Origin of the sequence: Rhizobium azibense, from assembly GCF_004342325.1 — a bacterium.
GTDB lineage: Bacteria > Pseudomonadota > Alphaproteobacteria > Rhizobiales > Rhizobiaceae > Rhizobium > Rhizobium etli_B.
Map to the genome: position 1 here is coordinate 1 of NZ_SMBJ01000001.1, position 21,865 is coordinate 21,865.

General features: G+C 59.4%; 19 protein-coding genes and 1 pseudogene. 5 read left to right on the forward strand and 15 right to left on the reverse strand.

Annotation, left to right across the window (positions count from 1 at the left end; genetic code table 11):
* From EV130_RS00005 to EV130_RS00015, 3 genes are all read right to left on the reverse strand, one after another.
* Positions 1-452 (reverse strand): NAD(P)/FAD-dependent oxidoreductase (locus tag EV130_RS00005; RefSeq protein ID WP_132658832.1); only part of this gene is annotated, 452 nt, incomplete at its 3' end.
* A 40-nt stretch (positions 453-492) separates the two neighbouring features.
* Positions 493-1,380, reverse strand: a complete 888-nt coding sequence (locus EV130_RS00010; RefSeq protein ID WP_132658834.1) for a 3-hydroxybutyryl-CoA dehydrogenase — start codon at positions 1,378-1,380, stop codon at positions 493-495.
* 59 nt (positions 1,381-1,439) lie between these two features.
* Complete coding sequence (locus tag EV130_RS00015; protein WP_132549968.1) at positions 1,440-2,624, reverse strand: acyl-CoA dehydrogenase; 1,185 nt, start codon at positions 2,622-2,624, stop codon at positions 1,440-1,442.
* Positions 2,625-2,731: 107 nt separating this feature from the next.
* Between EV130_RS00015 and EV130_RS00020 the strand changes: the two genes are divergently transcribed.
* From EV130_RS00020 to EV130_RS00035, 4 genes are all read left to right on the forward strand, one after another.
* On the forward strand, positions 2,732-3,667 hold the full coding sequence (locus tag EV130_RS00020; protein WP_132658836.1) for a LysR family transcriptional regulator: 936 nt from the start codon (positions 2,732-2,734) through the stop codon (positions 3,665-3,667).
* Between the two features lie 137 nt (positions 3,668-3,804).
* A complete protein-coding gene (gene ppc / locus EV130_RS00025) occupies positions 3,805-6,558 on the forward strand; it encodes a phosphoenolpyruvate carboxylase (RefSeq protein WP_132658838.1) in 2,754 nt (917 codons plus the stop codon).
* Between the two features lie 87 nt (positions 6,559-6,645).
* A complete protein-coding gene (locus EV130_RS00030) occupies positions 6,646-7,608 on the forward strand; it encodes a C-terminal binding protein (RefSeq protein ID WP_132658840.1) in 963 nt (320 codons plus the stop codon).
* Positions 7,609-7,629: 21 nt separating this feature from the next.
* On the forward strand, positions 7,630-8,625 hold the full coding sequence (locus EV130_RS00035) for a phosphotransferase family protein (RefSeq protein ID WP_132658842.1): 996 nt from the start codon (positions 7,630-7,632) through the stop codon (positions 8,623-8,625).
* A gap of 225 nt (positions 8,626-8,850) precedes the next feature.
* Here the strand turns inward: EV130_RS00035 and EV130_RS00040 are convergent, their stop codons facing one another.
* From EV130_RS00040 to EV130_RS00080, 9 genes are all read right to left on the reverse strand, one after another.
* On the reverse strand, positions 8,851-9,402 hold the full coding sequence (locus EV130_RS00040) for an NADPH-dependent FMN reductase (protein WP_132658844.1): 552 nt from the start codon (positions 9,400-9,402) through the stop codon (positions 8,851-8,853).
* A 52-nt stretch (positions 9,403-9,454) separates the two neighbouring features.
* Positions 9,455-10,573, reverse strand: a complete 1,119-nt coding sequence (locus EV130_RS00045) for an alcohol dehydrogenase catalytic domain-containing protein (RefSeq protein ID WP_207900850.1) — start codon at positions 10,571-10,573, stop codon at positions 9,455-9,457.
* 105 nt (positions 10,574-10,678) lie between these two features.
* Positions 10,679-11,893: an amino acid ABC transporter substrate-binding protein gene (locus EV130_RS00050; protein WP_207900836.1), complete on the reverse strand. Its 1,215-nt coding sequence runs from the start codon at positions 11,891-11,893 to the stop codon at positions 10,679-10,681.
* 80 nt (positions 11,894-11,973) lie between these two features.
* On the reverse strand, positions 11,974-12,975 hold the full coding sequence (locus tag EV130_RS00055) for a VOC family protein (protein ID WP_132549944.1): 1,002 nt from the start codon (positions 12,973-12,975) through the stop codon (positions 11,974-11,976).
* Between the two features lie 98 nt (positions 12,976-13,073).
* Complete coding sequence (gene eno, locus EV130_RS00060; RefSeq protein ID WP_132549941.1) at positions 13,074-14,390, reverse strand: phosphopyruvate hydratase; 1,317 nt, start codon at positions 14,388-14,390, stop codon at positions 13,074-13,076.
* A gap of 46 nt (positions 14,391-14,436) precedes the next feature.
* Complete coding sequence (locus EV130_RS00065) at positions 14,437-14,997, reverse strand: cupin domain-containing protein (protein WP_245519981.1); 561 nt, start codon at positions 14,995-14,997, stop codon at positions 14,437-14,439.
* Between the two features lie 22 nt (positions 14,998-15,019).
* A complete protein-coding gene (locus EV130_RS00070; RefSeq protein ID WP_132549935.1) occupies positions 15,020-15,727 on the reverse strand; it encodes an ABC transporter ATP-binding protein in 708 nt (235 codons plus the stop codon).
* Complete coding sequence (locus EV130_RS00075) at positions 15,717-17,459, reverse strand: branched-chain amino acid ABC transporter ATP-binding protein/permease (RefSeq protein WP_207900837.1); 1,743 nt, start codon at positions 17,457-17,459, stop codon at positions 15,717-15,719. The genes EV130_RS00070 and EV130_RS00075 overlap by 11 nt, the downstream gene beginning before the upstream one ends.
* Positions 17,460-17,461: 2 nt before the next feature.
* Positions 17,462-18,307, reverse strand: a complete 846-nt coding sequence (locus tag EV130_RS00080; RefSeq protein ID WP_245519982.1) for a branched-chain amino acid ABC transporter permease — start codon at positions 18,305-18,307, stop codon at positions 17,462-17,464.
* 369 nt (positions 18,308-18,676) lie between these two features.
* Between EV130_RS00080 and EV130_RS00085 the strand changes: the two genes are divergently transcribed.
* Positions 18,677-19,678 carry a LacI family DNA-binding transcriptional regulator gene (locus EV130_RS00085; protein ID WP_132549927.1) on the forward strand — a complete coding sequence of 334 codons (1,002 nt, stop codon included), beginning with the start codon at positions 18,677-18,679 and terminating at the stop codon, positions 19,676-19,678.
* A gap of 195 nt (positions 19,679-19,873) precedes the next feature.
* On the opposite strand, the gene EV130_RS00090 is transcribed toward EV130_RS00085, so the two are convergent.
* From EV130_RS00090 to EV130_RS33940, 3 genes and pseudogenes are all read right to left on the reverse strand, one after another.
* A complete protein-coding gene (locus EV130_RS00090) occupies positions 19,874-20,407 on the reverse strand; it encodes a carboxymuconolactone decarboxylase family protein (RefSeq protein WP_132658852.1) in 534 nt (177 codons plus the stop codon).
* A 159-nt stretch (positions 20,408-20,566) separates the two neighbouring features.
* Positions 20,567-21,340: a fumarylacetoacetate hydrolase family protein gene (locus EV130_RS00095; RefSeq protein ID WP_132549921.1), complete on the reverse strand. Its 774-nt coding sequence runs from the start codon at positions 21,338-21,340 to the stop codon at positions 20,567-20,569.
* Positions 21,341-21,745: 405 nt separating this feature from the next.
* A pseudogene (locus EV130_RS33940) lies at positions 21,746-21,862 on the reverse strand (3-ketoacyl-ACP reductase); the annotation flags it as partial.
* Between the last annotated feature and the right edge of the window lie 3 nt (positions 21,863-21,865).

A 21,865-nucleotide genomic window follows, 5' to 3' on the forward strand; every position in this document is an offset into this window, starting at 1 on the left:
TCGTTGTAGAGCACCTCGGTTGCCGCAAAGCCCGGGTAGATCTCGACGCCGAGTGCCTCGGCCTTCGTGGCGAGCCAGCGACAGACAAGCCCAAGCGAGACGATGTAGTTGCCGTGGTTGTTCATCAACGGCGGCATCAAGGCATTCGGCAGGCGGACGGAACCGGCCGGACCGAGCACCAGGAAATGATCGTCGGTCACTTCGGTCTTGAACGGATGATCGGCCTCATCGCGCCAATCAGGAAGCAAGCGGTCGATGCCGATCGGATCGACGACGGCGCCCGACAGGATATGCGCGCCGACTTCCGCACCCTTTTCGAGCACGACGACCGAAAGCTCCGGATTGACCTGCTTCAGACGGATGGCCGCCGAAAGACCGGCCGGACCCGCGCCGACGATCACAACGTCGAATTCCATGCTCTCGCGAGCCTCGCCTGCGTGTTCTTCCGTCATGATAAATGCCTGACAATCTCAATGTTGGAATGCGATGGGATTAGCGAGTTGGCCGAGCCGGAACGTAGCTGTAGTCGTAGAACCCGCGTTGTGCCTTGCGACCGAGCCAGCCGGCTTCGACATATTTGACCAGCAGCGGGCATGGGCGGTATTTGCTGTCAGCCAGCCCCTCATGAAGGACCTGCATGATCGAAAGGCATGTGTCCAAACCGATGAAATCGGCCAGTTCGAGCGGCCCCATCGGATGATTGGCGCCAAGCTTCATGCCGGTGTCTATGGCTTCCACGTTTCCAACACCCTCATATAGTGTGTAGATCGCTTCGTTGATCATAGGGATGAGAACGCGATTTACGATGAAAGCCGGAAAATCCTCGGAGACGCAGACGGTCTTGCCGATGGATTCGGCGAAATTTCTGGCTGTGGCGAAGGTCTCTTGATCCGTTCCGATGCCGCGGACCAGCTCGACCAGCTTCATAACCGGTACTGGGTTCATGAAGTGTATCCCTATAAAACGATTGGGTCGGTCGGTTGACGCGGCGAGCCGCGTTATGGAGAGCGACGATGTGTTCGTCGCCAGGATCGCATCGGGCTTCAGAACCGTGCACACGTCGGTAAAGACTTTCCTTTTGATGCCTTCATTCTCGCTTACCGCTTCGACGACCAGATCGGCGCTCGCCAGATCCGAGAGAGAGAACGCTGCCTTTATTCGGGAGATCGCCTGCTCAGCCGCCTCGCCCTGCATTTTGCCGGTTTCGACCTGCCGCCTGAAATATCCGGCACTCGTTTCGATGCTCGCCCGGATTCGAGCTTTATCGAGATCGTAAACAAAGGCCTCATACCCATGTTTCGCCACGACTTCCGCGATGCCAGTCCCCATCTGGCCGGCGCCAATGACGGCGACGGTAGAAATCTCATTCGCAATAGGCATGCTGCCTCTCGGTGATTCGTAAGTTGAAGGACGATCTGCGCCGAACAGACGATGGGGAATTAGAAGAATGCCTGGAGGCCCGTCTGCGCACGCCCGAGGATCAGGGCATGGACGTCGTGGGTGCCCTCGTATGTGTTGACCGTCTCCAAGTTCTGCGCGTGGCGCATGACATGGTATTCGATCTGAATGCCGTTGCCGCCATGCATATCCCGGGCTTGCCGCGCTATTTCAAGCGCCTTTCCGCAGTTGTTGCGTTTGACGATCGAGATCATTTCCGGGGCCATCTTGTGCTCATCCATCAGGCGGCCGACGCGAAGCGAGCCCTGCAGTCCAAGCGCGATCTCGGTCATCATATCGGCGAGCTTCTTTTGATAAAGCTGCATCCCCGCAAGCGGTTTGCCGAACTGCTTGCGGTCCAGACCATATTGACGGGCGCGGAACCAGCAGTCCTCGGCAGCTCCCATGACGCCCCAGGAGATTCCGTAGCGGGCACGGTTGAGGCAGCCGAACGGCCCCTTCAGACCGGAAACGCCGGGCAGAAGCGCATCCTCGGTGACTTCGACACCATCCATTACGATTTCGCCTGTGATCGAGGCACGCAGCGAAAGCTTACCGCCGATCTTCGGCGCCGAAAGGCCCCTCATGCCCTTTTCGAGAACGAAGCCGCGTATTTCGTTGTTATGAGCCTCAGACTTTGCCCAGACGACGAAAACATCGGCAATCGGCGAGTTCGAGATCCACATCTTGGAGCCCCGCAATCGATAGCCGCCTTCAATTTTCTCGGCGCGGGTTTTCATGCCGCCGGGATCGGAGCCCGCGTCGGGCTCGGTCAGGCCGAAACAGCCGATCAGCTCACCCGTGACGAGGCCCGGCAGATACTTCTTCTTCTGCTCGTCAGAGCCGTAGGCGAAGATCGGGTAAATGACCAGCGAGGACTGCACGCTCATCATCGATCGATATCCGGAGTCGATGCGCTCGACCTCGCGAGCGATCAGGCCGTAGGCGACGTAGGATGCGTTCGCGGCTCCGTACTCTTCCGGCAGCGTCACACCGAGAAGGCCGGTCTGCCCCATTAACCTGAACAGCTCCGGGTCGGTCGTTTCGTCGAGATAGGCCTCCTGGACGCGCGGCAGGAGTTCGGATTTTGCGAAAGCCGCGGCGGACTCGCGGATCATCCGTTCATCTTCGGTGAGCTGATCATCGAGCAGAAAGGGGTCATTCCAAGAAAAGGCCAAGATCGTCATCCTCCCGTTGAGGTTTTCGGCGGTTCGATTTGATGGAATTAGAACCGCTTTTCCGGCATTGAGAAAGCGAGGTTTACTCATCAGCCTATGAGTTATAGTAATAGCTGATGGCAAACCTGTCACGAAGACTCCTCCCCTCGACCTCCGCTCTCGCGGCTTTCGATTCCGTCGCGCGGCTAGGCACCTTCTCTGCGGCAGCTGAGGAGCTTTCCCTGACGCAGGGCGCTATCAGCCGGCAGATTGCCGCGCTTGAACAACAACTGGGCGTTTTGCTGTTCGAGCGCACGAGCCGTGGTGTCAACCTCACAGAGGCCGGCACCGATTATGCGCGAGCCATTGCCAGCGCTCTGGCGGAAATTCGTTCCGCTTCATTGCAGGTCATGACCAAACAGCATAACGATCAACTCAATCTTGCCATCTTGCCAACATTCGGAACCCGCTGGCTGATGCCACGCATTCCGCGATTTGTCGCCAGACACCCGCAGATCACGTTGAACTTCGCGACGCGCATAGGGATATTCGATTTCGACCGCGACGACATCGACATGGCAATCCATATCGGCCAGCCTGACTGGCCGGGTGTGGAAAGCACATTTCTGATGGAGGAGATGGTAGCGCCGGTCGCGTCCCCGTCTTTTCTGATTTCGCATCCCATCTTGGAGGCTGAGGATCTGCTTCGCCTGCCGCTGCTGCAGATGGCATCCCGTCCTGGCGCCTGGAGCCATTTTTTCGAGAGCCTCGAGATCAGCGGCACCCCATCGCAGGCGATGCGGTTCGAGCAGTTCAGCAATGTTGCCCAAGCCTGCATTGCCGGGCTGGGGCTCGCGTTGATGCCGCTTTTCCTCATCGACTCCGAGCTTGCGAATGGCCAGCTCGTTCAAGCCCTTCCGCATCAGGTCAAAAGCCCCAGCGCCTATTATGCGGTCGCGCCGCTCAGCAGGAAGAATTTACGTCCCGTCGTGGCGTTTCGAGCATGGCTTCTCGAAGAGATCGCACGTTACCAGCAATCGCTGCCGGCTGATGGAGGAACTCGGCTGCAATAGCAGCCGGTGCAGGGCCCATTCGACCCTTCGCTCATGTTCGATGCAAGCGTTCTTGACTCTTCAGTCAAATCCTGCAAGCTTGTGCTAACGTTAGCATAGGGAATGCGGTTTTGCATCTTCAATTGAGGAAAGCAGGCATGCAGGCAAGACGCCTTGCGGCCAGAGCCCTGGTGAATGACGTTCGGCTCCTCGGCCGCCTGTTGTGCGAAGCCATTGAAGCAAGCGACGGCAGGAAGGTCCGCGAGATTGTGGAACAGGTCCGCACTCTTTCGATGACCGGCCACAGAAAGGCCAGTCCGCACCTGAGCGACCAGCTCGCCCCCTTCTGCGCAGACATGCCTCCCCGCACCCTGAAGCGCGTCATCCGCGCATTCAGTCAGTTTTCCCAGCTCGTAAACATCGCAGAAGACGCCCATCAAGCCAGAGTGCAGCGCTTCAGCTTCGTCGACGGCGAACCTGGCAAGCCGGGGACAATTGCCAGATCGCTTTCCGTTCTGGCTGCCGCCGGAGTAAAGACGGAAGATATCCGCAAGCTGTTGTTTGAAGCGGTCGTCTCGCCTGTTTTCACGGCGCATCCGACCGAGGTTCGGCGCAAGAGCGTTATCGACATCGAGCAGGAGCTTGCACGATGCTTGAGCCGACTCGACCAGGCCGGACTGACTGGGCAGGAGGTGGATCGATATCGGGAGGATTTGGAAAGAGCGACGACGACGCTTTGGCAGACAAATAGCTTGCGAGGGCGGCGACTGGAGGTCGTGGATGAAATCCTCAACGGCCTGTCCTATTACGACAGCACCATTTTTCAAGTTATCCCGGAAGTTTATGAGAATCTTGAAAATCAACTTCGAGAATCACACTGGAGCTTTGCTCAAGACGCGCTGCCGCCATTCCTGCGCATGGGTTCCTGGATCGGCGGCGACCGGGATGGCAACCCCTATGTCAACGGCAAGACTCTGAGGGAGGCGCTCCGGCTGCAAAGCGAGAGAGTCTTCTCGTTCTATCTCGGCCAACTGCACAGCCTTGGCGCCGAACTTTCATTGGATGATCGGTATGTGAAGGTCTCGCGGGACCTTCAGCGTCTCGCGACTGACTCTCCCGATGGATCAAAGCAGCGCCGGCACGAGCCATATCGCCTGGCTATCTCGGGCATCTACGCTCGCCTGGCGGCCACGGCCCGAAAATTCGGCAGCACGAAATTGGTTCGCGAGCCTGTAGCAGCCGCCCCCTCCTACAGGTACCCTGCCGAATTCACCGAAGACCTGGCGACAATCAGCAAATCGCTGATAGCCAATGGCTCAGAAAAGATCGCGGCCGGAAAACTGCGCAGCCTCCAACGCGCCATAGACGTCTTCGGCTTTCATCTTGTCAGCCTCGATTTGAGACAAAATTCGGAGGTTCATCAGCGGGTTGTTCATGAGCTTTTCGAAAACGTGCGCCCCGCTACAGGCTATGAGGCGCTCGCCGAGAGCGACAAGATCCGCCTGCTCACCGAGGAACTTCGGTCGTCCCAGCTGCTATTTACACCACTCAAGACCTATTCGGCCGAGACGATGTCGGAGCTTTCCGTTCTGCGTGAAGCCGCCGAAGCCCATAAGCACTATGGCCGCGCCAGCATCCCGAATTACATCATCTCGAAGGCCGGAAGTCCTTCCGACCTTCTGGAGGTCATGGTCCTGTTCCGGGAGGCGGGACTGTTCCGGCCCGATGAGCCCGAAGCCTCGGCGGTCAACATCATACCGCTTTTCGAGACGATCTCGGATCTTCGAAGCTCACATGACGTGATGCAGACAATCTTGGCCATCGAATCCTATCGGACCTACCTGGGCGCACTCGGCGGCAAACAGGAAATCATGCTCGGCTATTCCGACAGCAACAAGGATGGCGGTTATCTAACGTCGGGATGGGAGCTCTATAAGGCAGAGATGGCCTTCATTCGGCTTTTTGAGCGTGAAGGCATTCGCCTCGGCTTGTTTCACGGCCGCGGCGGCTCCGTGGGCCGCGGTGGTGGTCCGAGCTATGAGGCCATCACCGCCCTGCCCCCCGGCGCGGTTGCCGGATCGATCCGTCTGACGGAGCAAGGTGAAGTCATTGCCGCGAAATATTCCACTCCGGCACTCGGCCGCCGCAATCTCGAACTGCTTATCGCCGCGACGCTGGAAGCGTCCTTGCTGCCTTGCGACCCACAAGAGCCGGATCCCGGCTATCTCGGCGCCATGGAGGAGCTGTCCGACCTGGCGTTTGGTGTCTATCGCTGCTTGGTTTACGAGACCGAGGGATTTGAACGGTTTTTCTGGGAAACCACGATCATTGGCGAAATCGCAAAACTGAACATTGGCAGCCGCCCCGCCTCACGCAGCTCGTCTCGTCGCATCGTAGACCTCCGTGCGATACCCTGGGTGTTCGGCTGGTCTCAGAGCCGCATCATGTTGCCGGGCTGGTTTGGATTTGGCTCGGCCGTCAGACAGTGGTTGGCCAGACACCCCGACGGGTTGCAGACTCTTCAAAGGATGCATCGGGGCTGGCCTTTCTTCCAGACGCTGATCGCGAACATGGAGATGGTGCTGGCCAAAACCAACATGGCGATCGCGCAGCGATACGTGGATCTCGCCCCTGACGCATCCGCTCATGAGAAAATCTTTGCACGCATAAAAGACGAATGGGAAGCGACAACGGCTGCGCTATTCGACATAACGGATCAGGTCTCGCTCCTGGAGAATAATCCTGCGCTGAGGCAATCGATCCATCGTCGCTATCCGTGCCTTGATCCGCTGAACCACATGCAGATTGACCTTCTTCGCCGCCACCGCGCCGGAGAACGAGGTCAGGACACGGAGGAGGCGCTGCATCTGACCATCAACGGCATTGCCGCCGGGCTGAGAAACAGCGGGTAGCGCGCCGCCGATGCGGATGCGCAAGCCTATTTTCCTTGACCTTGGCGGAAATATTGCGCTAACGTTTGCACAAACCGGGAGGATATCATGACACGGACCGTGCTGTTGACGGACTACGCCTGGCCGGATGACAAGGTGGAGCGGGAGGTGATCGAGCGAGCCGGATTCATGCTCGTCAGCGGCCCTGCCGAGCCGTCTTCCTCTGCCGAAATCGACGCTTTGGCTGCAGAACATCGGCCGGACGCGATCCTCACCTGCTGGGCTCAGGTCAGCGAGAGGGCGATCGCTGCATCTCCCAATCTCAAGATCGTCGCTCGGCTAGGAGTAGGCCTGGACAATATTGCAGTCGATGCGGCAACGGAGCGGGGGATATGGGTCACGAACGTTCCCGACTATTGCGTCGCAGAAGTGTCCGACCACGCCGTCGGTTTTGCAATTGCCTGGGCCCGCGGCCTGATCCACTTCGATCGCGAAGTTCGCGATGGCCGCTGGGATCCCGCTTCGGCAAATCTTCGCAGGCTTTCGGAACTGACCTGCGGCATCATCGGCTTCGGTCGCATCGGCCGCGCGACGGCAGCAAAAATGCTGGCGCTCGGGTGCCGCGTGGCGGCACACGATCCCTATGCCTCGAATGTCCCTGCCGATGTGGAGCTTACCGACTTCGATGCGCTTCTGGCCAAGAGCGATATCGTCATTGTCCATGCGCCGCTTTCGCCTGCGACGCGTCATCTGATCAACAAGGACGCCATCTCGAAGATGCGTCGTGGAAGCCTGCTGATCAACGTCAGCCGGGGCGGCGTCGTGGATACTGGCGCCGTGATCGAGGGCTTGGCCTGCGGCATTCTGAGCGGTGTCGGTCTGGACGTGCTCGAGGATGAACCACACGTTCCGGCGGAGCTCATCGCTCACCCCGGGGCGATGATCACGCCGCATGTCGCCTTCTCCTCGGATGCTTCCCTGATCGAACTGCGTCGCCGGGCAGCGGAGGAGGTCGTCAGGGTTCTCTCCGGAAAGATGCCTGAACAACTCCGCAACAGCCCCCGCCGCTAATGCCGCAAGGACACTGGATTCATGTCTGTAGCCGAGACGACGATTTTCGACGATTTCCTGCTGAAGAGCGGCCTGAAGAGCGCTTCGGAGGAAGCGATCTACAAGCCCCTGACGGGTGGTGTTTCTTCAGATATCTATTGCGTGGAGCTTCCCGGCCGGCTTATCTGCGTGAAACGTGCACTTCCCAGGCTTAAAGTATCTGCCGATTGGCAAGCACCGGTGTCGAGAAATGTATACGAATGGAACTGGATTTCCTTCGTGGCGAAGCATTTCCCGTCTGCCGTTCCGAAGCCTCTCGCGCACGACGCGCCGTCTGGTATTTTCGCAATGGAGTTTCTTGCGAGCGACGAGTATTCGCTCTGGAAAACCAGCCTGCTCCACGGCAGCGTCGACCGAAAGGCGGCAGAGGTAACGGGCCAGCGAATTGGACAGATCCATTCCATCAGTGCCCGCACATCGGGGTTGCCGGAAAAATTCGACTCCGGACCGAATTTCTATGCTCTTCGGCTAGAGCCCTACCTCGTGGCGACTGCCGCCAAACATCCATTCGTCAGCGATCGCCTCGCCGATCTGGTTCAGCGAACGGCCGAAACAAAGCTGGCGCTGGTCCACGGCGATGTCAGCCCGAAGAACATCCTGTTGGGCAGGAACGGTCCCGTGTTCCTGGATGCCGAGTGCGCCTGGTTCGGCGATCCGGCTTTCGACCTGGCCTTCTGCCTGAACCATCTGTTGCTGAAGAAGATCGTTGCCGAAATGGCGGCATCCGAGCTCGCATCGTCATTCGCGGCCTTGACGGCAGCCTACATGGATCAGGTTGACTGGGAGGATCGGGACGCTCTCGAGACTCGGGCCGCGAGCCTGTTGCCCGCCCTCTTCCTCGCCCGGGTCGACGGCAAATCGCCGGTCGAATACATAACCGACGACTGTCAGCGCGAAGCGGTCCGCAAAGCCGCTATTCCATTGATCGCGTCGCCTCCGCAAAAGCTGGCTGCGGTGGCGCAGGCCTGGTTTCCATAACGCTTGCTTGCTTGTCGGGCAGCGCATTCTTCTTTGCCGCTGCGCCGCTGACCGCTCGGTCCTGTGAGATGGTCGGTGAGCCCGACGCCTCTCGCCAGAACGCCCGCATTCTTTCAGATTTGGCACAAAGCCGCTGCGCCTTTGCGCGACGCGCTTTGAATGAAAAAAGGAAAGCCATCGCGGTGTTGTTCGCGACGGCTGATAAAGTCTTGCATCTGCTTCGGCTCAGAACCGGGCGACCCAGCTTTCGAACGCAGCCAGGAAGCTCTCGATGAACTTTTGGGTTCCTTCGTTGAGGAATATCCCGTGGTCGCCCACCAATTTGTCGGCCGTGCCGAGGTAAACCTCAGGCTGGGGCATGGTCGGCACGTTGATGTTGGTCAGGATAACCCTGAGCTGAAGCGCTGCTGCGGCGCCGCCAATGAGACCGGGCGAAGCTCCGGTCACCGCACCAGGCTTGTGATCCCACACGCTTTTCCCGAACGGCCGAGACCCGACTTCGATCGCATTCTTCAACGCCGCGGGTACGGATCTATTGTATTCCGGCGTCACGAAGATTGCGCCATCGCATGCCCTGATTCGCTCGCGGAAGGAAGTCCATTCCGCCGGCGGCGTCTCGGTCTCCAGGTCCTGGTTATAGAGCGGAAGATCGCCGATTGGTACGATTTCCAGGTTCAGCCCATCGGGCGCCACTTTCTGCATTGCACGGGCAAGCTTCAGGTTGATCGAAGCCTGACGAAGGCTTCCGACCAGGACCGCGATATCTTTCTTGGACATGTTCTCTCTTCTCGCGTGGGGAGGCGCCGGCCGCAGCCGGCGCCGGTGATTGTTATTGATAGGCGGCAGGCACCGGAGGAACGACCACGTAGTTGCTGAAGCCGCCATCGCGTTCGCCGATGCCGGAGATGGCTTCATTCACCCGCTCGAGCGGATAGATCTTGTGCTCGAGATACGAGAGGTCGAGCGCGCCGGTGCGGACCATGTCGGCCATTTCCTGCCCCTGGGCAGCGCTGAACCAGTTGGAGCCGATGAGCTGAACCTGCTCATCCATCAGCCACTTCACGTCGACCGGAACGTCTTCCGCGACGCCGCCAACGACAACCACCCGGCCGCCTCGACGAACGCCGCGCATGGAGTCGACCACGGTCGCAGCGGGGGCTCTCGCGCCCAGTGCGCTGATAACGAAATCCACTCCCTCGCCGCCGGTTTGGACCTTCGCCCATTCTCCAGTCGAGCCTTCGCCGAGCATAATCGTGTCGATGCGGTCGGGAGCCATGGCCTTTATACGGTCCATCAACTCCTTGTTTCTGCCGGTGCCCAGAATTTTGGAGAGGCCCATTGCAAGAGCGAGTTTGGTGGCCGCGACGCCAAGCGTGCCGGTAATCCCGTCGATGAGGCAAACCTGGCCGGGGCCGGCCTGTGCATTCTTCAGCGCGCCGTATGATGTACCGAGGTAGCCGAAGCGGCCGGCCTGTTCGAAGCTGAGATTGTCAGGCAGGCAGACGAGTGCGTATTCCGGAGCAGTCATGTATTGGCTGAAACCGCCGTAAGGATAAAGATCGAAGATTCTTTGACCATCGCGGCTGGTGCTGAAGTACCCGTTCAAGGTGTAGTAACGGCATTGGCTGCGGTTGCCTGACCGGCACGCCTTGCAGGAACCACAGGATCTGAGAGGGCTGACATAGACACGATCGCCAACTTTGACATTGGTAACCGCCTCGCCCACTTCGGCGACGACCCCGGCCGGATCTAAGCCGAACACTGCCGGAAACTTCGGCAGCGGCTGGTGGGGAAACCAGGTTGGCCAGTTATTGATGACGTTGGCCATGTTGGGCACGATACCGCAAGCCCTGACCTGCACCAGGACGTCGTTGGGCCGGGGCGTGGGAACCGGAATCTCATCCAGCGACATCGGCTGATGCAGAGCATGCAGCCTCGCGGCAATCATAGTTTTAACCATTAACTCCTCCATAGGGACGTCGGTCGAACCGCGCCCGACCGAATGGATTTTTTCAGTTTAAGACCGGTGCGCGGCAGTGCCGAACGGCATTCGTCAGAGGGCCAGGAACTCCTTCCCAGCCGGTCGGAACTCCACAGGCCAGACAGTCACCCAATCCTTTCCTTGAACTTGCTTGAGCTTTGTCGAAGGCTTGCCGGCATTGAATTTGCCGTCGAAAGTTCTTGGTCCAACGACCGTCTCGACGGCATTTGCGCGCAACCACGCAGCCATCGCTGCATCGTCCAGCTTCCCCGCCCCCTCAACTGCCGCTGCAAGAATTTGCCATGCAGCATATTCGACGGCGGCCTGATACTCGGTGCGCGGATAGGGGAAGCCTGCCGCCTTCGCCTTACTGTCATAAGCGCTGACGAACTCCTGGGCGCCATGATATTTGAGGAACGGCTCGTGCTCTTCGAACCAAGTCAGCGAGGTCAAGCCATTCGCCTTCGGGTGAGCCGCCGTTGGGCCAGGTGCCGGGAACAGGTAGAACTGGTTCCTTGGCTGGTAATCGATCCGGCTCATCGCATCGAGAAGCTGCACGGCCTCCATGCCGATCGCACCGGACCACAGCAGATCCGGATCAGCCGCTTTGATGCGGTTCGCGATTGCGCCGAAGTCCTTCGTACCGAATTCGTATTCCAGGTCCAGCACGCTGTTGATGCCACGCTTCTCGGCGACCTGCTGGCCACCCTTGGCGATCGTCAGGGCCGACGGGAATTTGCTGGTGACGAAGGCGATCGTCTTGGGAGGAGTTGGCAGGCTCGCATAGGCGTCGAGAACGACCTCGGTATTTGTCAACTGCGGCTCGGCCCCGATCGGAAGTGTCGGGAACTGCAGCGGATACGGTGCGAGGCTGGGGTCGCCAAGGCTGCTCTGGACGAGCATCTTCTTGAACCGAGCGGCAACGCCCATTGCCGCAATAATCGAGGACGTGCCATAGGGTCCCATCAGGAGATCGACCTTATCAGCCGTCACCAGGCGCTCGTAAAGGGTTCGCGCATTGGCGGGAAGCGATTGGTCGTCGAGAAGGACGAACTCCACCTTTCGCCCGAGTATACCGCCTTTGGCGTTGATCTGCTCGACGAACACCTCTGCCGCGAGCTTATGGATTGCGCCGACGCCGGCAAGCGGACCTGTCAACGGCAGCGTTCCGCCGACGCGCATCGGCCCCTCCTGGGCGAAAACCCTCGGCATCGAGCCGAAAGCTGCCGCGGCGGCTGCAGACCCGAGAAATGCACGTCTATTCAGTTTAATGGAATTCGCACTCATCTCATCCTCCCAAATGCTTTAGGCATGTCATCGCGCTCACGGATCTCGCGGCGCGTCAGTCTCCTGCCCGCCGGCAGGTCTCAGCTCTTCGCGAGCCCTTCTGCGTAGCGTTCCAGCGTCATCGGATTCGGCATTTTCTCGGGGCGCTCCAGCGGTACTCCCGTAAATTCGCTGGCCTCGAAGAACCACTTCGAGACGGCTGGCATCCCCCAATGGACATTGGTGCTAAGGGATGCTGCGTCCCAGCGAATGGGCTCCAATTCCGCATCTATCGTGGTGTAGTGGTTGTTGAAGAACTCCACCCGGTGCCCATCGGGATCGCGCAGGTAGACGAACAGGACTCCCGAAGGCCCATGGCGGCCGGGCCCGCGCTCAACGCTGTCTCCATATCCATAACGGCTGGCAAAGTCGCACACGGCGATGATGTCGCTGCTTTCGGAAACCGTATAGGCAAAATGGTGCAGCTGTGGGCCGATGCCGGGCACCAAGGCCAGATCGAGGCAGACACCTTTGCGATACATGAAGTTCGCAATGAGAGTGTCGCCCGCCGCTATATATTCCGAAGTCCGGAAACCGAGTTCGCCATAGAACGCGCTCAGACCCACCGGATCGGCAACCATGATCTGGCAATGGTCGAGGCCCTGGGCTCGGGCGCCACGATGTTCATGCACCTGCAGAAACATGCGGGGATGGACGCTCATACTGGAGCAAAGCTCGATGCGAGCGCCCGACGGATCGCTGACGAGCAGGGTCCGTCCTTGGTTTCGAACGTCGATCCATTCCGCCGGAAGGCCCTTCTCCTCGAAGAAGATCTTGGCCGTGTCGAGATCTTCCTCCAGAAACACCCGGTAACCGATCCGCCTGCACGCCGGCTTGTCGCCTGCCGGCGCGAGCACGAGACTGTGGTGACAGGCCTCGGATAGTCCGCGAAGGTAGGAGACACCGTCGGCGAATTCTGTTTCGACCAGGCCGCCGACATTGACATAGAAATCTCGACTGCATCCCACATCGTTGACTTCAAGCACCACGTGGCTGAAGCGCGTGATGTTGAAGGGAGGTTTCAAATTAACAGCCGGAAGCATGTCATCCTCGTTTATTTTTGCTAACGTTAGCATAAAACCGCCGGGTGTTTTGTCAACGCCTGATTTTGAGCGAGACTCGCAACCCACCCATGCAAATCCTAGCCTACAGCGGCAACCGCGGCTGGCCTTTCAACCAGGTCTAGCGCCGACCATCCAGCGAACGAAGCCTCTTTTCCAAGCGCCTCCTCGATCCGGAGAACCTCGTTCCACTTGGCCATCCTCTCGGAGCGGGAGAACGATCCGACCTTGAGTTGCTTGGCATTCCAGCCGACAGCGAGATGCGCGATCGTTACATCTTCCGTCTCGCCGGATCTCGCCGAAACGATCGTCCGAAAGCCCGCCTTCTTGGCAACGGAGAGCGCCTCGAAGGTCTCGGTAATCGTGCCGGCCTGGTTCGGCTTGATCAGAACTGCATTGGCGCTCTTATCCTTGATCGCTTCGGTTACCCGCGCCGCGTTCGTCACGAAGAAGTCGTCGCCGATGATCTGGCATCGGGAGCCGTAGCGGGCTGTGAATTCCTTGAATCCGTCCGGGTCATCCTCGGCGAGCGGATCCTCGATAGAGACGATCGGATAGGCCTTCAACCAGCCGCCGAGCATGTCGATCATCTTGGCCGTGTCGAGCTGCCGATCTTCCAGTGCCAGCGAATACCTGCCCTGTCGGCCGAACTCGGAAGCCGCAATGTCGAGCGATATCGCGACTTCGCTGCCCGGCTTCAGACCGGCGGCCTCAATCGAACGCACCAGGGCATCGAGAGCCTCTTCATTGCTGGTGAAGGCCGGCCAGTAACCTCCCTCGTCCGCCACGCCCTGGAGCTTGCCGGCACGCTTCATGATGTCGCCCGCCGCGCGGTAGACCTCGGCAGTCCATTCCAAAGCTTCCGAGAAAGTCGAAGCGGCAGGGCACATGATCATGAAATCCTGGACGTCTACCCGGCGCGCTGCATGCGCTCCGCCTCCGAAAATCTGGATCTCCGGCAGTGGCATGGTAATCGCTTTGCCGGAGCCCGCGAGATACCGCCAGATCGGTTGATCGGCCGCAGCCGCTGCCGCGTGAAGCAGCGCCATCGACGTTGCCACCGATGCATTTCCACCCAGTCTGCTCCGGTTCGGGGTGCCATCCAGCTCGATGATGGCGCCGTCCAGCCCGGCTTGATCCCTGGCATCGCGGCCAACCAGCAATTTGGCGATCTCGCCGTTGACGGCAGCGAGGGCCTTGTTGATCCCCAAGCCGGCAAGGGCGCTCCCGCCGTCACGAAGATCGAGAGCTTCGCCGGTGCCGGTTGATGCTCCCGCCGGCGCGATCGCCCGGCCGGTCACGCCAGAGGTCAGCTCGATCTCTACCTCAACGGTGGGCCTGCCACGGGAATCCCAGACGCGACGGCCCTGCACTTTTCGTATTTCGGTGTTGGTCATGTTCGGTTGGTCCACAAGGTCAGATTGAGATTTGGATCATCGAGGCTCACAGGCCGTCATCATAATCCGTCGTATCGGGGGTCCGTGCGCCAACCAGCACCACGGCGATGGTTGCCGGTCTGTCGCTCTTGTTTCGCCAGGCGTGGCGCGTGCCGTTCTGCACGAAAGTGTCGAACTGGACCAAGCGGGTCTCATTGCCATTGTCGAGCTCCATCCAGATCTCGCCGTCGAGAACGATGCCATAGTCGACGGTGGGCGTTTGATGTTTGCCATCCGGCTCGAAGCGTTCGGCAAGGCCCGGGCTGACTGCAAGGTTTTCCGCCATAGCTGCCGGACCATCGAAACTGGGAGACATATAAACGGCATCTGGTGGGAACGTTAGCACTAGGAAACGCGTTTCGCCCGGCCCGGGAACGAAGCTCGTCACCGAGTAAGTTGGATCGGTTCCGTTGAATGGAACGGCCGTGGAGGCCGAAGTCGCCCAGACCATCCGCGACACCAATCCAGGGACCGTCCTGAATATGTCGGTGCGCGGAACGGCGCCGTCCTCGGCGAACCTGGCTACACCTTGACTGGCGTGCTCCGTCACGACGCGTCGAACATGCACGGGAACTCTCCCGCTCGAATTTTCAGATGCCAAGATACGCCTCCCTGATGCTTGGATCGTTGATGAGAGCCTCAGGCGCTCCGCAGGCCGTCACGCGGCCTTGCTCGATCACGTAGGCCTGATGGGCAATTTCGAGCGCCTTGTTCACATTCTGCTCGACGAGCAGCACGGCTACGCCCCGCTCATTGATCATCTGGATGATTTTGAACATTTCCCCGACGATCAAAGGCGACAGCCCGAGCGACGGTTCGTCCATGAGCAGCACGCGCGGCTTGGCCATCAGGCCACGGCCGATCGCAACCATTTGCTGCTGCCCACCCGACAAGGAGCCCGCCAACGAATCTTGGCGCTCTTTCAGAACAGGGAAAAGCTGAAACACCTCAGCGAGCGTGGAATCGCGCTCCGCACGAGCGAGCGGGCGGTATGCACCGAGCAACAGGTTGTCCAGGACAGTCATCGCCGTGAAGAGACGCCGCCCTTCCGGGACCACCGCTATGCCGTAATCGCAGACCCGGTGGCTGGGCACTTTGGAAACGTCGTTGCCTTCGATAACGATCTTTCCTTTGTGCGGCCGAAGAATGCCGGCGATGGCGTTTACCAACGTGCTCTTTCCCGCTCCGTTGGGGCCGACGACCGAAACGATATCGCCTGGCCTTACACTGATAGACAGGTCCCACAGAGCGATCGCGTCTCCGTAGCCGACCTCGATCTTATCGACCTCAAGCAGCATGACTGCCTCCCAGATATACCCTGACCACTGCCGGATCTCGCATCGTTTCGCCTGGATGCCCAAGCGCCAGAACCTTGCCCTGATCCAGCACCGCGACCCGGTCCGCCAGCGCGACAACCGCACGCATGAGGTGTTCGACGAAGATGATCGTTGTACCGCCGGCCTTGATCCGCTTGATCATTTCGACCGCGTGGTCGACCTCGGCCGGATTCAGGCCGCAAAGCACCTCATCGAGCAGGAGCAGACGTGGTTTTGCGGCCAGCGCTCTTGCGAATTCGACAAACTTCCGGTCATGCAGGTTCAAGGCCTCCGGAAGTACGTCGGCCTTGTCGGCCAGGCCGGTGAAGGCGAGCGCCTCGCTGATGACTGCATCGACCGCAGCCCCGACCATGCCGTCTGCGCTGCCGAATCTCGCGCAGAGCCGAACGTTTTCGAGGACCGTCAGATTGTCGAACAGGCGCGGGATCTGGTAGGTGCGCGCCACGCCCTGCTGCGCGATCAGATGCGGCGATCGACCGGAAATCTCCTCGCCTTCCAGTGTGATCTTACCGGAGGTCATGGCGTAGTGGCCGCTGATCATGTTGATCAGCGTGGACTTGCCGGAGCCATTTGGCCCAACCAGAGCCAGGATTTCACCTCGCCAGACATCCAGGGTCACGCCGGTCAAGGCGCGGATACCCCCAAAGGACTTTGTGACATCGTCGCATTTGAGAAGCACCGGACCGGAGCCTGCCGCAGCTGAAGGCGCGAACTGAGTAACGGCCTGAGCAAGCCCCGCCGGTGCGCCAGTTGTGCGGCGCCTGTCGGCAAACCTGCGAATGAGACTGGGAACGATGCCGGACGGCAGCACCAGGATGACGACGATCAGTGCAAGAGCTACGCCCGCACGGCCGAATTCTGCATGAGCGCCGCTGACGATAGCGCTCTGCATCACGGTGATGATGACCGCGCCGATCGCAGGTCCTGCCCAATGACGGGCTCCGCCAAGAATGCTCATGAGCACGACATAGAGTGGAACGGTCACCGCAAACGTCTCGCCAACGGTGACGTAGCCTACATATACGGCGTGGATCGCGCCCATTGCGCCGGCAAGCGCTGACGAGACCGCAAACGAGATCAGCTTATAGCGGAACGTCGGAACACCTTTCACCTCTGCGACGTCTTCGTCGTCGTGGATTGCGAGCAAGCCTTGACCGAATTTGCTGTGAAAGATGAAGTATGAGGTGGCCAGCGCAGCAAGAGCCGCGATAAGCCCGAACATGTAGAGGGAGCCGGACGCCGTTGCACCGATCATCGGGATTTCGATGCCCGAGAGAAATACACCTGTGCCCGAGTCCAGCGCCGTGTTCGACACAATGGCCGCGACGACAAACGTCACCGACAGCGTCAGCAGCGCGAAGAACTCGCCGCGCAGAGCTCCCGAGCGAAAGACAACCAAGCCAATCAGAACGGCGACCGCGGCCGCAAGCAGTGCCGCTGCAGGTATCGTCGCGACGAAGGGCCACGACAGCTGCGTCGCCAGCGTGGCCGTTGTGTAGACCCCGATCCCGAAAAATGCGGCGTGACCAAAACTCCAGTAGCCCGTGTAACCGCTCAGGATGCCCCAGCTCGTTGCCAGTACGACCCAGAAGAAGATGATGTACAGGTAGGAAAGGTAGTAATCCGCCATTCCCAGGTAAGGCAGCGAGGCCAGGATCGCCACGACAGGCGCTGTGATTAGGAGCTTTTTCATGGTCATATCACCGGTTTGCGCAGGAGGATGACGATGAGCACGCTGAATGCCACGAGCGGCGCCCAAGCGGGGTTCACGACGGACATGGTAAGGCTCTCGGCGACGCCGATCAGCATTCCGGCACCCAGCGCGCCGATGGGGCTGCCCAATCCTCCAATGATGGCGACGGCAAATACGACCCCGATCCAGGCCTCGATTTGAGATGGAGCCAAAGTTCCGATCAGGGCAATGAAAACACCCGCGATCCCTGCTGTCGCCGAGCAAAGGCCGGCCAGAATGTATGACACGCGGGTGGAATTGATTCCGAAAGCCGACGCCACGGGGGCATCATGGGCGGCGGCACGCAGTGCCTTGCCGAGCATGGTCTTGTTCAACGCGTACCAGGCCGCTCCGGCAAGCACGCCGGCGCAGACGAACGCGGAAAGATCCAGTACCGGCACGAAGATTGGTCCGAGCCGGAGGGTGGTCTGCGCATAGGGCGTTTCGTAGCGAAGGAAGTCGGCAGACCAGATCCATTGGATCAGCGACTCGATTAAGATCGTGACGCCGAACGTCACCAGGAGAGAGGCGAATTCCTTCACCTTGAAGCGCACGAACACGCTGTGCAGGGCAATGCCGAGCGCGAAGAACAGCGGGGCAATCAGAAGAGCGCTCAAATATGCCGGAAGACCATAGACGGTCCCGAACTGGTAGGTCAGGTAGGCGCCAAGGAATGCCAGCGCGAAGTGGCTGAGGTTCACAAGCTTCAACAGGCCCCAGCTCAGGCTGAGACCCATCGCCAGCAGGCCATAGATCCCGCCCAACAAGACGCCGCCAACAGCAGATTGCAGGAAAAGAGCGACCGTCATCACAATCTACGCCCCTCTGCGGACATGATGATCGACGCCAGGAACACCAGAAGATCCATACGTTATGCCTCCTCCCGATTGCGCTAACGTTTGCACAAACATTCGTTCCACAGCGCAGCCCTCATGTCAACGGCTTTGAAGAGGTTAATTGATTCCCAAGCGGTTCCACGAGCGCAGCACCATCGGCGTGTCGATCCCGCTCGACAAGATTAAGTATATGAAAGGTTTTTAGTTTACATGCCAAACAGTCGCCGTGCCCCTGCGTCAGGGCGAAAAACGAAATGATTTCTACTTAAACGATATGAGAGGTTTGACAACTGCGGCGTCAATGCTATCGTTGGCCAAAATGATCATTCCGAGCCAAGCACAATGGTAACAATTAAAGACATAGCGGCGACACTTCAAGTTTCCCCCTCGACCGTGGGCCGTGCTCTTGCCGACGATCGCCGCATCAGCGCCGAGATGAAGCGAAAGGTGAACGAAGCCGCGGCTCACGCGGGGTACGTTGCCAATCGTGCTGCTCGCATGATGCGCGGGGTGCAGAGTAATCTCGTCGGGCTGATCGTTCCAGATATCCGGAACAGCTTTTATTCGACGATTGCCCACGCTCTCTCGCAGTGCCTTCTATCGGCGAACTACCAGCTGACCCTGTGCGAAACCGATGACGACAGAATGCACGAGCTTCGCCACATCAAGGAACTAACGAGCGTCAACGTCGCCGGGATTATTCTGGTTCCAAGCGCAAAACCACATCCCGATTCCGCTCGAATCCTGAAGATGACCCCTCACATCCAGTTGCTGCGAAGGGCACCGCTGCTCGGCGACCAATGGTTTGGGATTGATGACAGACGGGCGCTTTACGAGAGCACTGAACACATCATCAATGCAGGTCACAAGCGGATCGCTTATATCGGCGGCACCGAAGAATTACCCACCGGGGCGGCTCGCGTCCAGGGTTTCCGGGATGCAGTAAAAAGCTCCGGTCAAGCGATCACTGTCCATGAAGAGCTTGGCGCGCCCTCCTCGCCTGAATTCGGACGGGAGGCAGTGCGTCGCCTTCTTTCCCTAAAGGATCGACCGACGGCGCTTGTGATCGGCGCAGTTCAAAACACCTCCGGAGTCATTGACGAAATCCAGGAAAAGGCCTTGAGCGTTCCCCGAGAGATTTCGGTCGTCGGATTTGGTGATGAGCTTGGGTATCGGTGGTGGGGCCCGGGACTGACGACGGTCCAATTACCCGTTTCGGAGTTGGCAACCGCCTGCGGGCTTTGGTTCCTTCACCACCTTCAGAACAAGGGTGATCTCAGCAAGCCCTACAGCTTCATTTCTCCGCCCCAACTGGTTATCCGCGGCAGCACGGGCGCTCCATGAAACGCGGGCAGCGGTAGATCTTCCGCAGCAAGCGGGATCAGAGAGAGGCGCCCGTCCCGCGACACGCACCTCTCTTCGATCGGCGGCGATCCATCCCGTATCAAGGCCGGACGCTGAAGGCTCTGGACATCTTGATGAGCGCCGCCAAACTATGCGGCAAGCCGAGGCAGCGCAGCTTGTGCGCCGCCTGCCTGCTCAGCGGTATCCCTCCTCAAGTTCGATCTTCAGCGCGCCCATGAGGCGAACACCGGAATTGTACCAGGCGACATTAACCGAGAGCTCGACAAGCTGCTTCTCCGACAGGAACTTTGCGACCCCGTTCCACACTTCATCGGAAACATCGACGTTCAGCGTGGACTCCTTGGCGAAGGCCATCACCGCCTTTTCCCGCTCATTAAAGAGATCCGAGGTCTCAAAGTCCGCAATTGCATGGAACTGCTCCTCCGTCAGGCCGGCCTTGAGCCCATGAGAATGATGATGCTTCACCTCGTACTCGGATCTTGTGCAGTATCCGACCGTTAGGATCGCCATTTCCCGCAGCTTCGGGCTGAGGTCAGCAGCCCGCACCGCATTGGCGTAAGTGAGAAAGTCGTCAAGAATCGCGGGAGCGTTGGCGAGCGCCAGGAAGATATCTCCGGTCGGAACCTTCCTCTCCTTCAGCAGGCGCTCGTTGAGCGCGGGTTGCGTCTCGGCCAGTTCGGTATTCGAGACGTATTTTACTCGTGCCATTTGTCCACCCTCAGCGTTGTCTTCGCAAATCTCCTGTTCGAGGTTGTCCGGACGCGGAACCAGCCTGCACAACAGGTGCTAACGTTAGCATTAATAGCGCTGGAGATTCTGGGGTCAATCAGAATTTTCATGCCGCAGCGGAAACCGGCAAGAATCCCACTAGTGCGGCGCCGCGACCACCGGATTCTTCAAAACACCGATACCTGGAATCTCCACCTCGAGTTCGTCGCCGGGAACGATCGGCCCAACGCCCGCGGGCGTACCGGTCATGATCACATCGCCCGGCAGCAGCGTCATGAACCGACTCAAGTAAGCAACGATGTCGGCAACCGGATAGACGAGGTCTTGCGTGTTCCCCGACTGTTTCACAGAACCGTTCTGACGAAGGATGACGTCAAGGTTCGTCGGATCGAGATCCGTGATGATGCCCGGCCCCATCGGCGCGAACGTATCGTAACCCTTGCCGGCCAGCAGGCAGCCGAACTTGCTTTCCTGTCGCTGTATGATGCGGTCGCTGATATCATTGCCGCATGTGTAGCCGAGGACGTGCTGCAAGGCGTCTTTCTTGCTGATATGGCGTCCGCCCCTGCCGATGATGGCGACCAGTTCGGCCTCATAATGGACGATCTCGCCATCACTCGGATATTCAATGGCATCGCCGTTGCCGCTCGCTGCCGTGCTTGGCTTCATGAACAGCACCGGAAGCGTCGGCTGCTCTTTTCCGGACTCGTCGGTGTGCTGCCGGTAATTGTAGGCGACCCCAAATATCCGGGGCCGCTCGACCGGGCACAGCAGACGGACATCGGAAAGGTGGTCCACTTTTCCCGTCCGCTCGATAGTTGAAAACGGATCGCCGGCGATCCGTTCGATCCTGCCCTCACTTTCGACCCCGTAGTAAATTCCGCCCGCCGCCCGGTAGCGCACAATCTTCATCTCGATCTCCATTTTTGCTAACGTTAGCGCACTCGCTAGGACTTCGTCAACGTGTCCCTCAAAATTGCCTGGAGCCTCGACCAGGTCATCGCCCGCCCGCACTCGGACCGAGTCATCCTCCGCCGCGGCCTCTTCGCCAACAGGGCCGTCCTACAGCATGCTCGCTGATTTCCAGTTGGCCTGAGCCCGGATCCGCTCCCGTCCACGAAACAATAAAGGGGGGCCGGCGAAGCTCGCCGGTCCCCTTGGCTATTAAGTCCTGATATCCACTACTGACGGCCTATTCGAGGCCGTCCGGCGCCGGTGCCGCTCTCCGTGCCTGGACCTTCCAGCACCGACGTGACGAGCAGCGTGGCTGGGTTGTTTCAGCAGCCGGATCCGTGATCGGCATTTTGCCTACGCTCTCGTCCTTTGGCGGAAGCCCTCGGATGCTTGCGCAATCCCTCGGCTCGTTCGAAGGAGTTCGGTGTCGATCGTGCCGGGTGCGACTGCATTGACGCGGATGCCGTCGTCATCGACCGCTAA

Coding starts and splice junctions, on each gene's coding strand:
- EV130_RS00095 (WP_132549921.1), bottom strand. CDS start 21,340: ATGAAGATTGTGCGCTACCGGGCGGCGGGCGGAATTTACTACGGGGTC.
- EV130_RS00045 (WP_207900850.1), bottom strand. CDS start 10,573: ATGATTGCCGCGAGGCTGCATGCTCTGCATCAGCCGATGTCGCTGGAT.
- EV130_RS00055 (WP_132549944.1), bottom strand. CDS start 12,975: ATGCTTCCGGCTGTTAATTTGAAACCTCCCTTCAACATCACGCGCTTC.
- ppc (WP_132658838.1), top strand. CDS start 3,805: ATGCAGGCAAGACGCCTTGCGGCCAGAGCCCTGGTGAATGACGTTCGG.
- EV130_RS00010 (WP_132658834.1), bottom strand. CDS start 1,380: ATGCCTATTGCGAATGAGATTTCTACCGTCGCCGTCATTGGCGCCGGC.
- EV130_RS00030 (WP_132658840.1), top strand. CDS start 6,646: ATGACACGGACCGTGCTGTTGACGGACTACGCCTGGCCGGATGACAAG.
- EV130_RS00015 (WP_132549968.1), bottom strand. CDS start 2,624: ATGACGATCTTGGCCTTTTCTTGGAATGACCCCTTTCTGCTCGATGAT.
- EV130_RS00035 (WP_132658842.1), top strand. CDS start 7,630: ATGTCTGTAGCCGAGACGACGATTTTCGACGATTTCCTGCTGAAGAGC.
- EV130_RS00090 (WP_132658852.1), bottom strand. CDS start 20,407: ATGGCACGAGTAAAATACGTCTCGAATACCGAACTGGCCGAGACGCAA.
- EV130_RS00080 (WP_245519982.1), bottom strand. CDS start 18,307: ATGACGGTCGCTCTTTTCCTGCAATCTGCTGTTGGCGGCGTCTTGTTG.
- EV130_RS00020 (WP_132658836.1), top strand. CDS start 2,732: ATGGCAAACCTGTCACGAAGACTCCTCCCCTCGACCTCCGCTCTCGCG.
- EV130_RS00075 (WP_207900837.1), bottom strand. CDS start 17,459: ATGAAAAAGCTCCTAATCACAGCGCCTGTCGTGGCGATCCTGGCCTCG.
- EV130_RS00070 (WP_132549935.1), bottom strand. CDS start 15,727: ATGCTGCTTGAGGTCGATAAGATCGAGGTCGGCTACGGAGACGCGATC.
- EV130_RS00040 (WP_132658844.1), bottom strand. CDS start 9,402: ATGTCCAAGAAAGATATCGCGGTCCTGGTCGGAAGCCTTCGTCAGGCT.
- eno (WP_132549941.1), bottom strand. CDS start 14,390: ATGACCAACACCGAAATACGAAAAGTGCAGGGCCGTCGCGTCTGGGAT.
- EV130_RS00085 (WP_132549927.1), top strand. CDS start 18,677: ATGGTAACAATTAAAGACATAGCGGCGACACTTCAAGTTTCCCCCTCG.
- EV130_RS00050 (WP_207900836.1), bottom strand. CDS start 11,893: ATGAGTGCGAATTCCATTAAACTGAATAGACGTGCATTTCTCGGGTCT.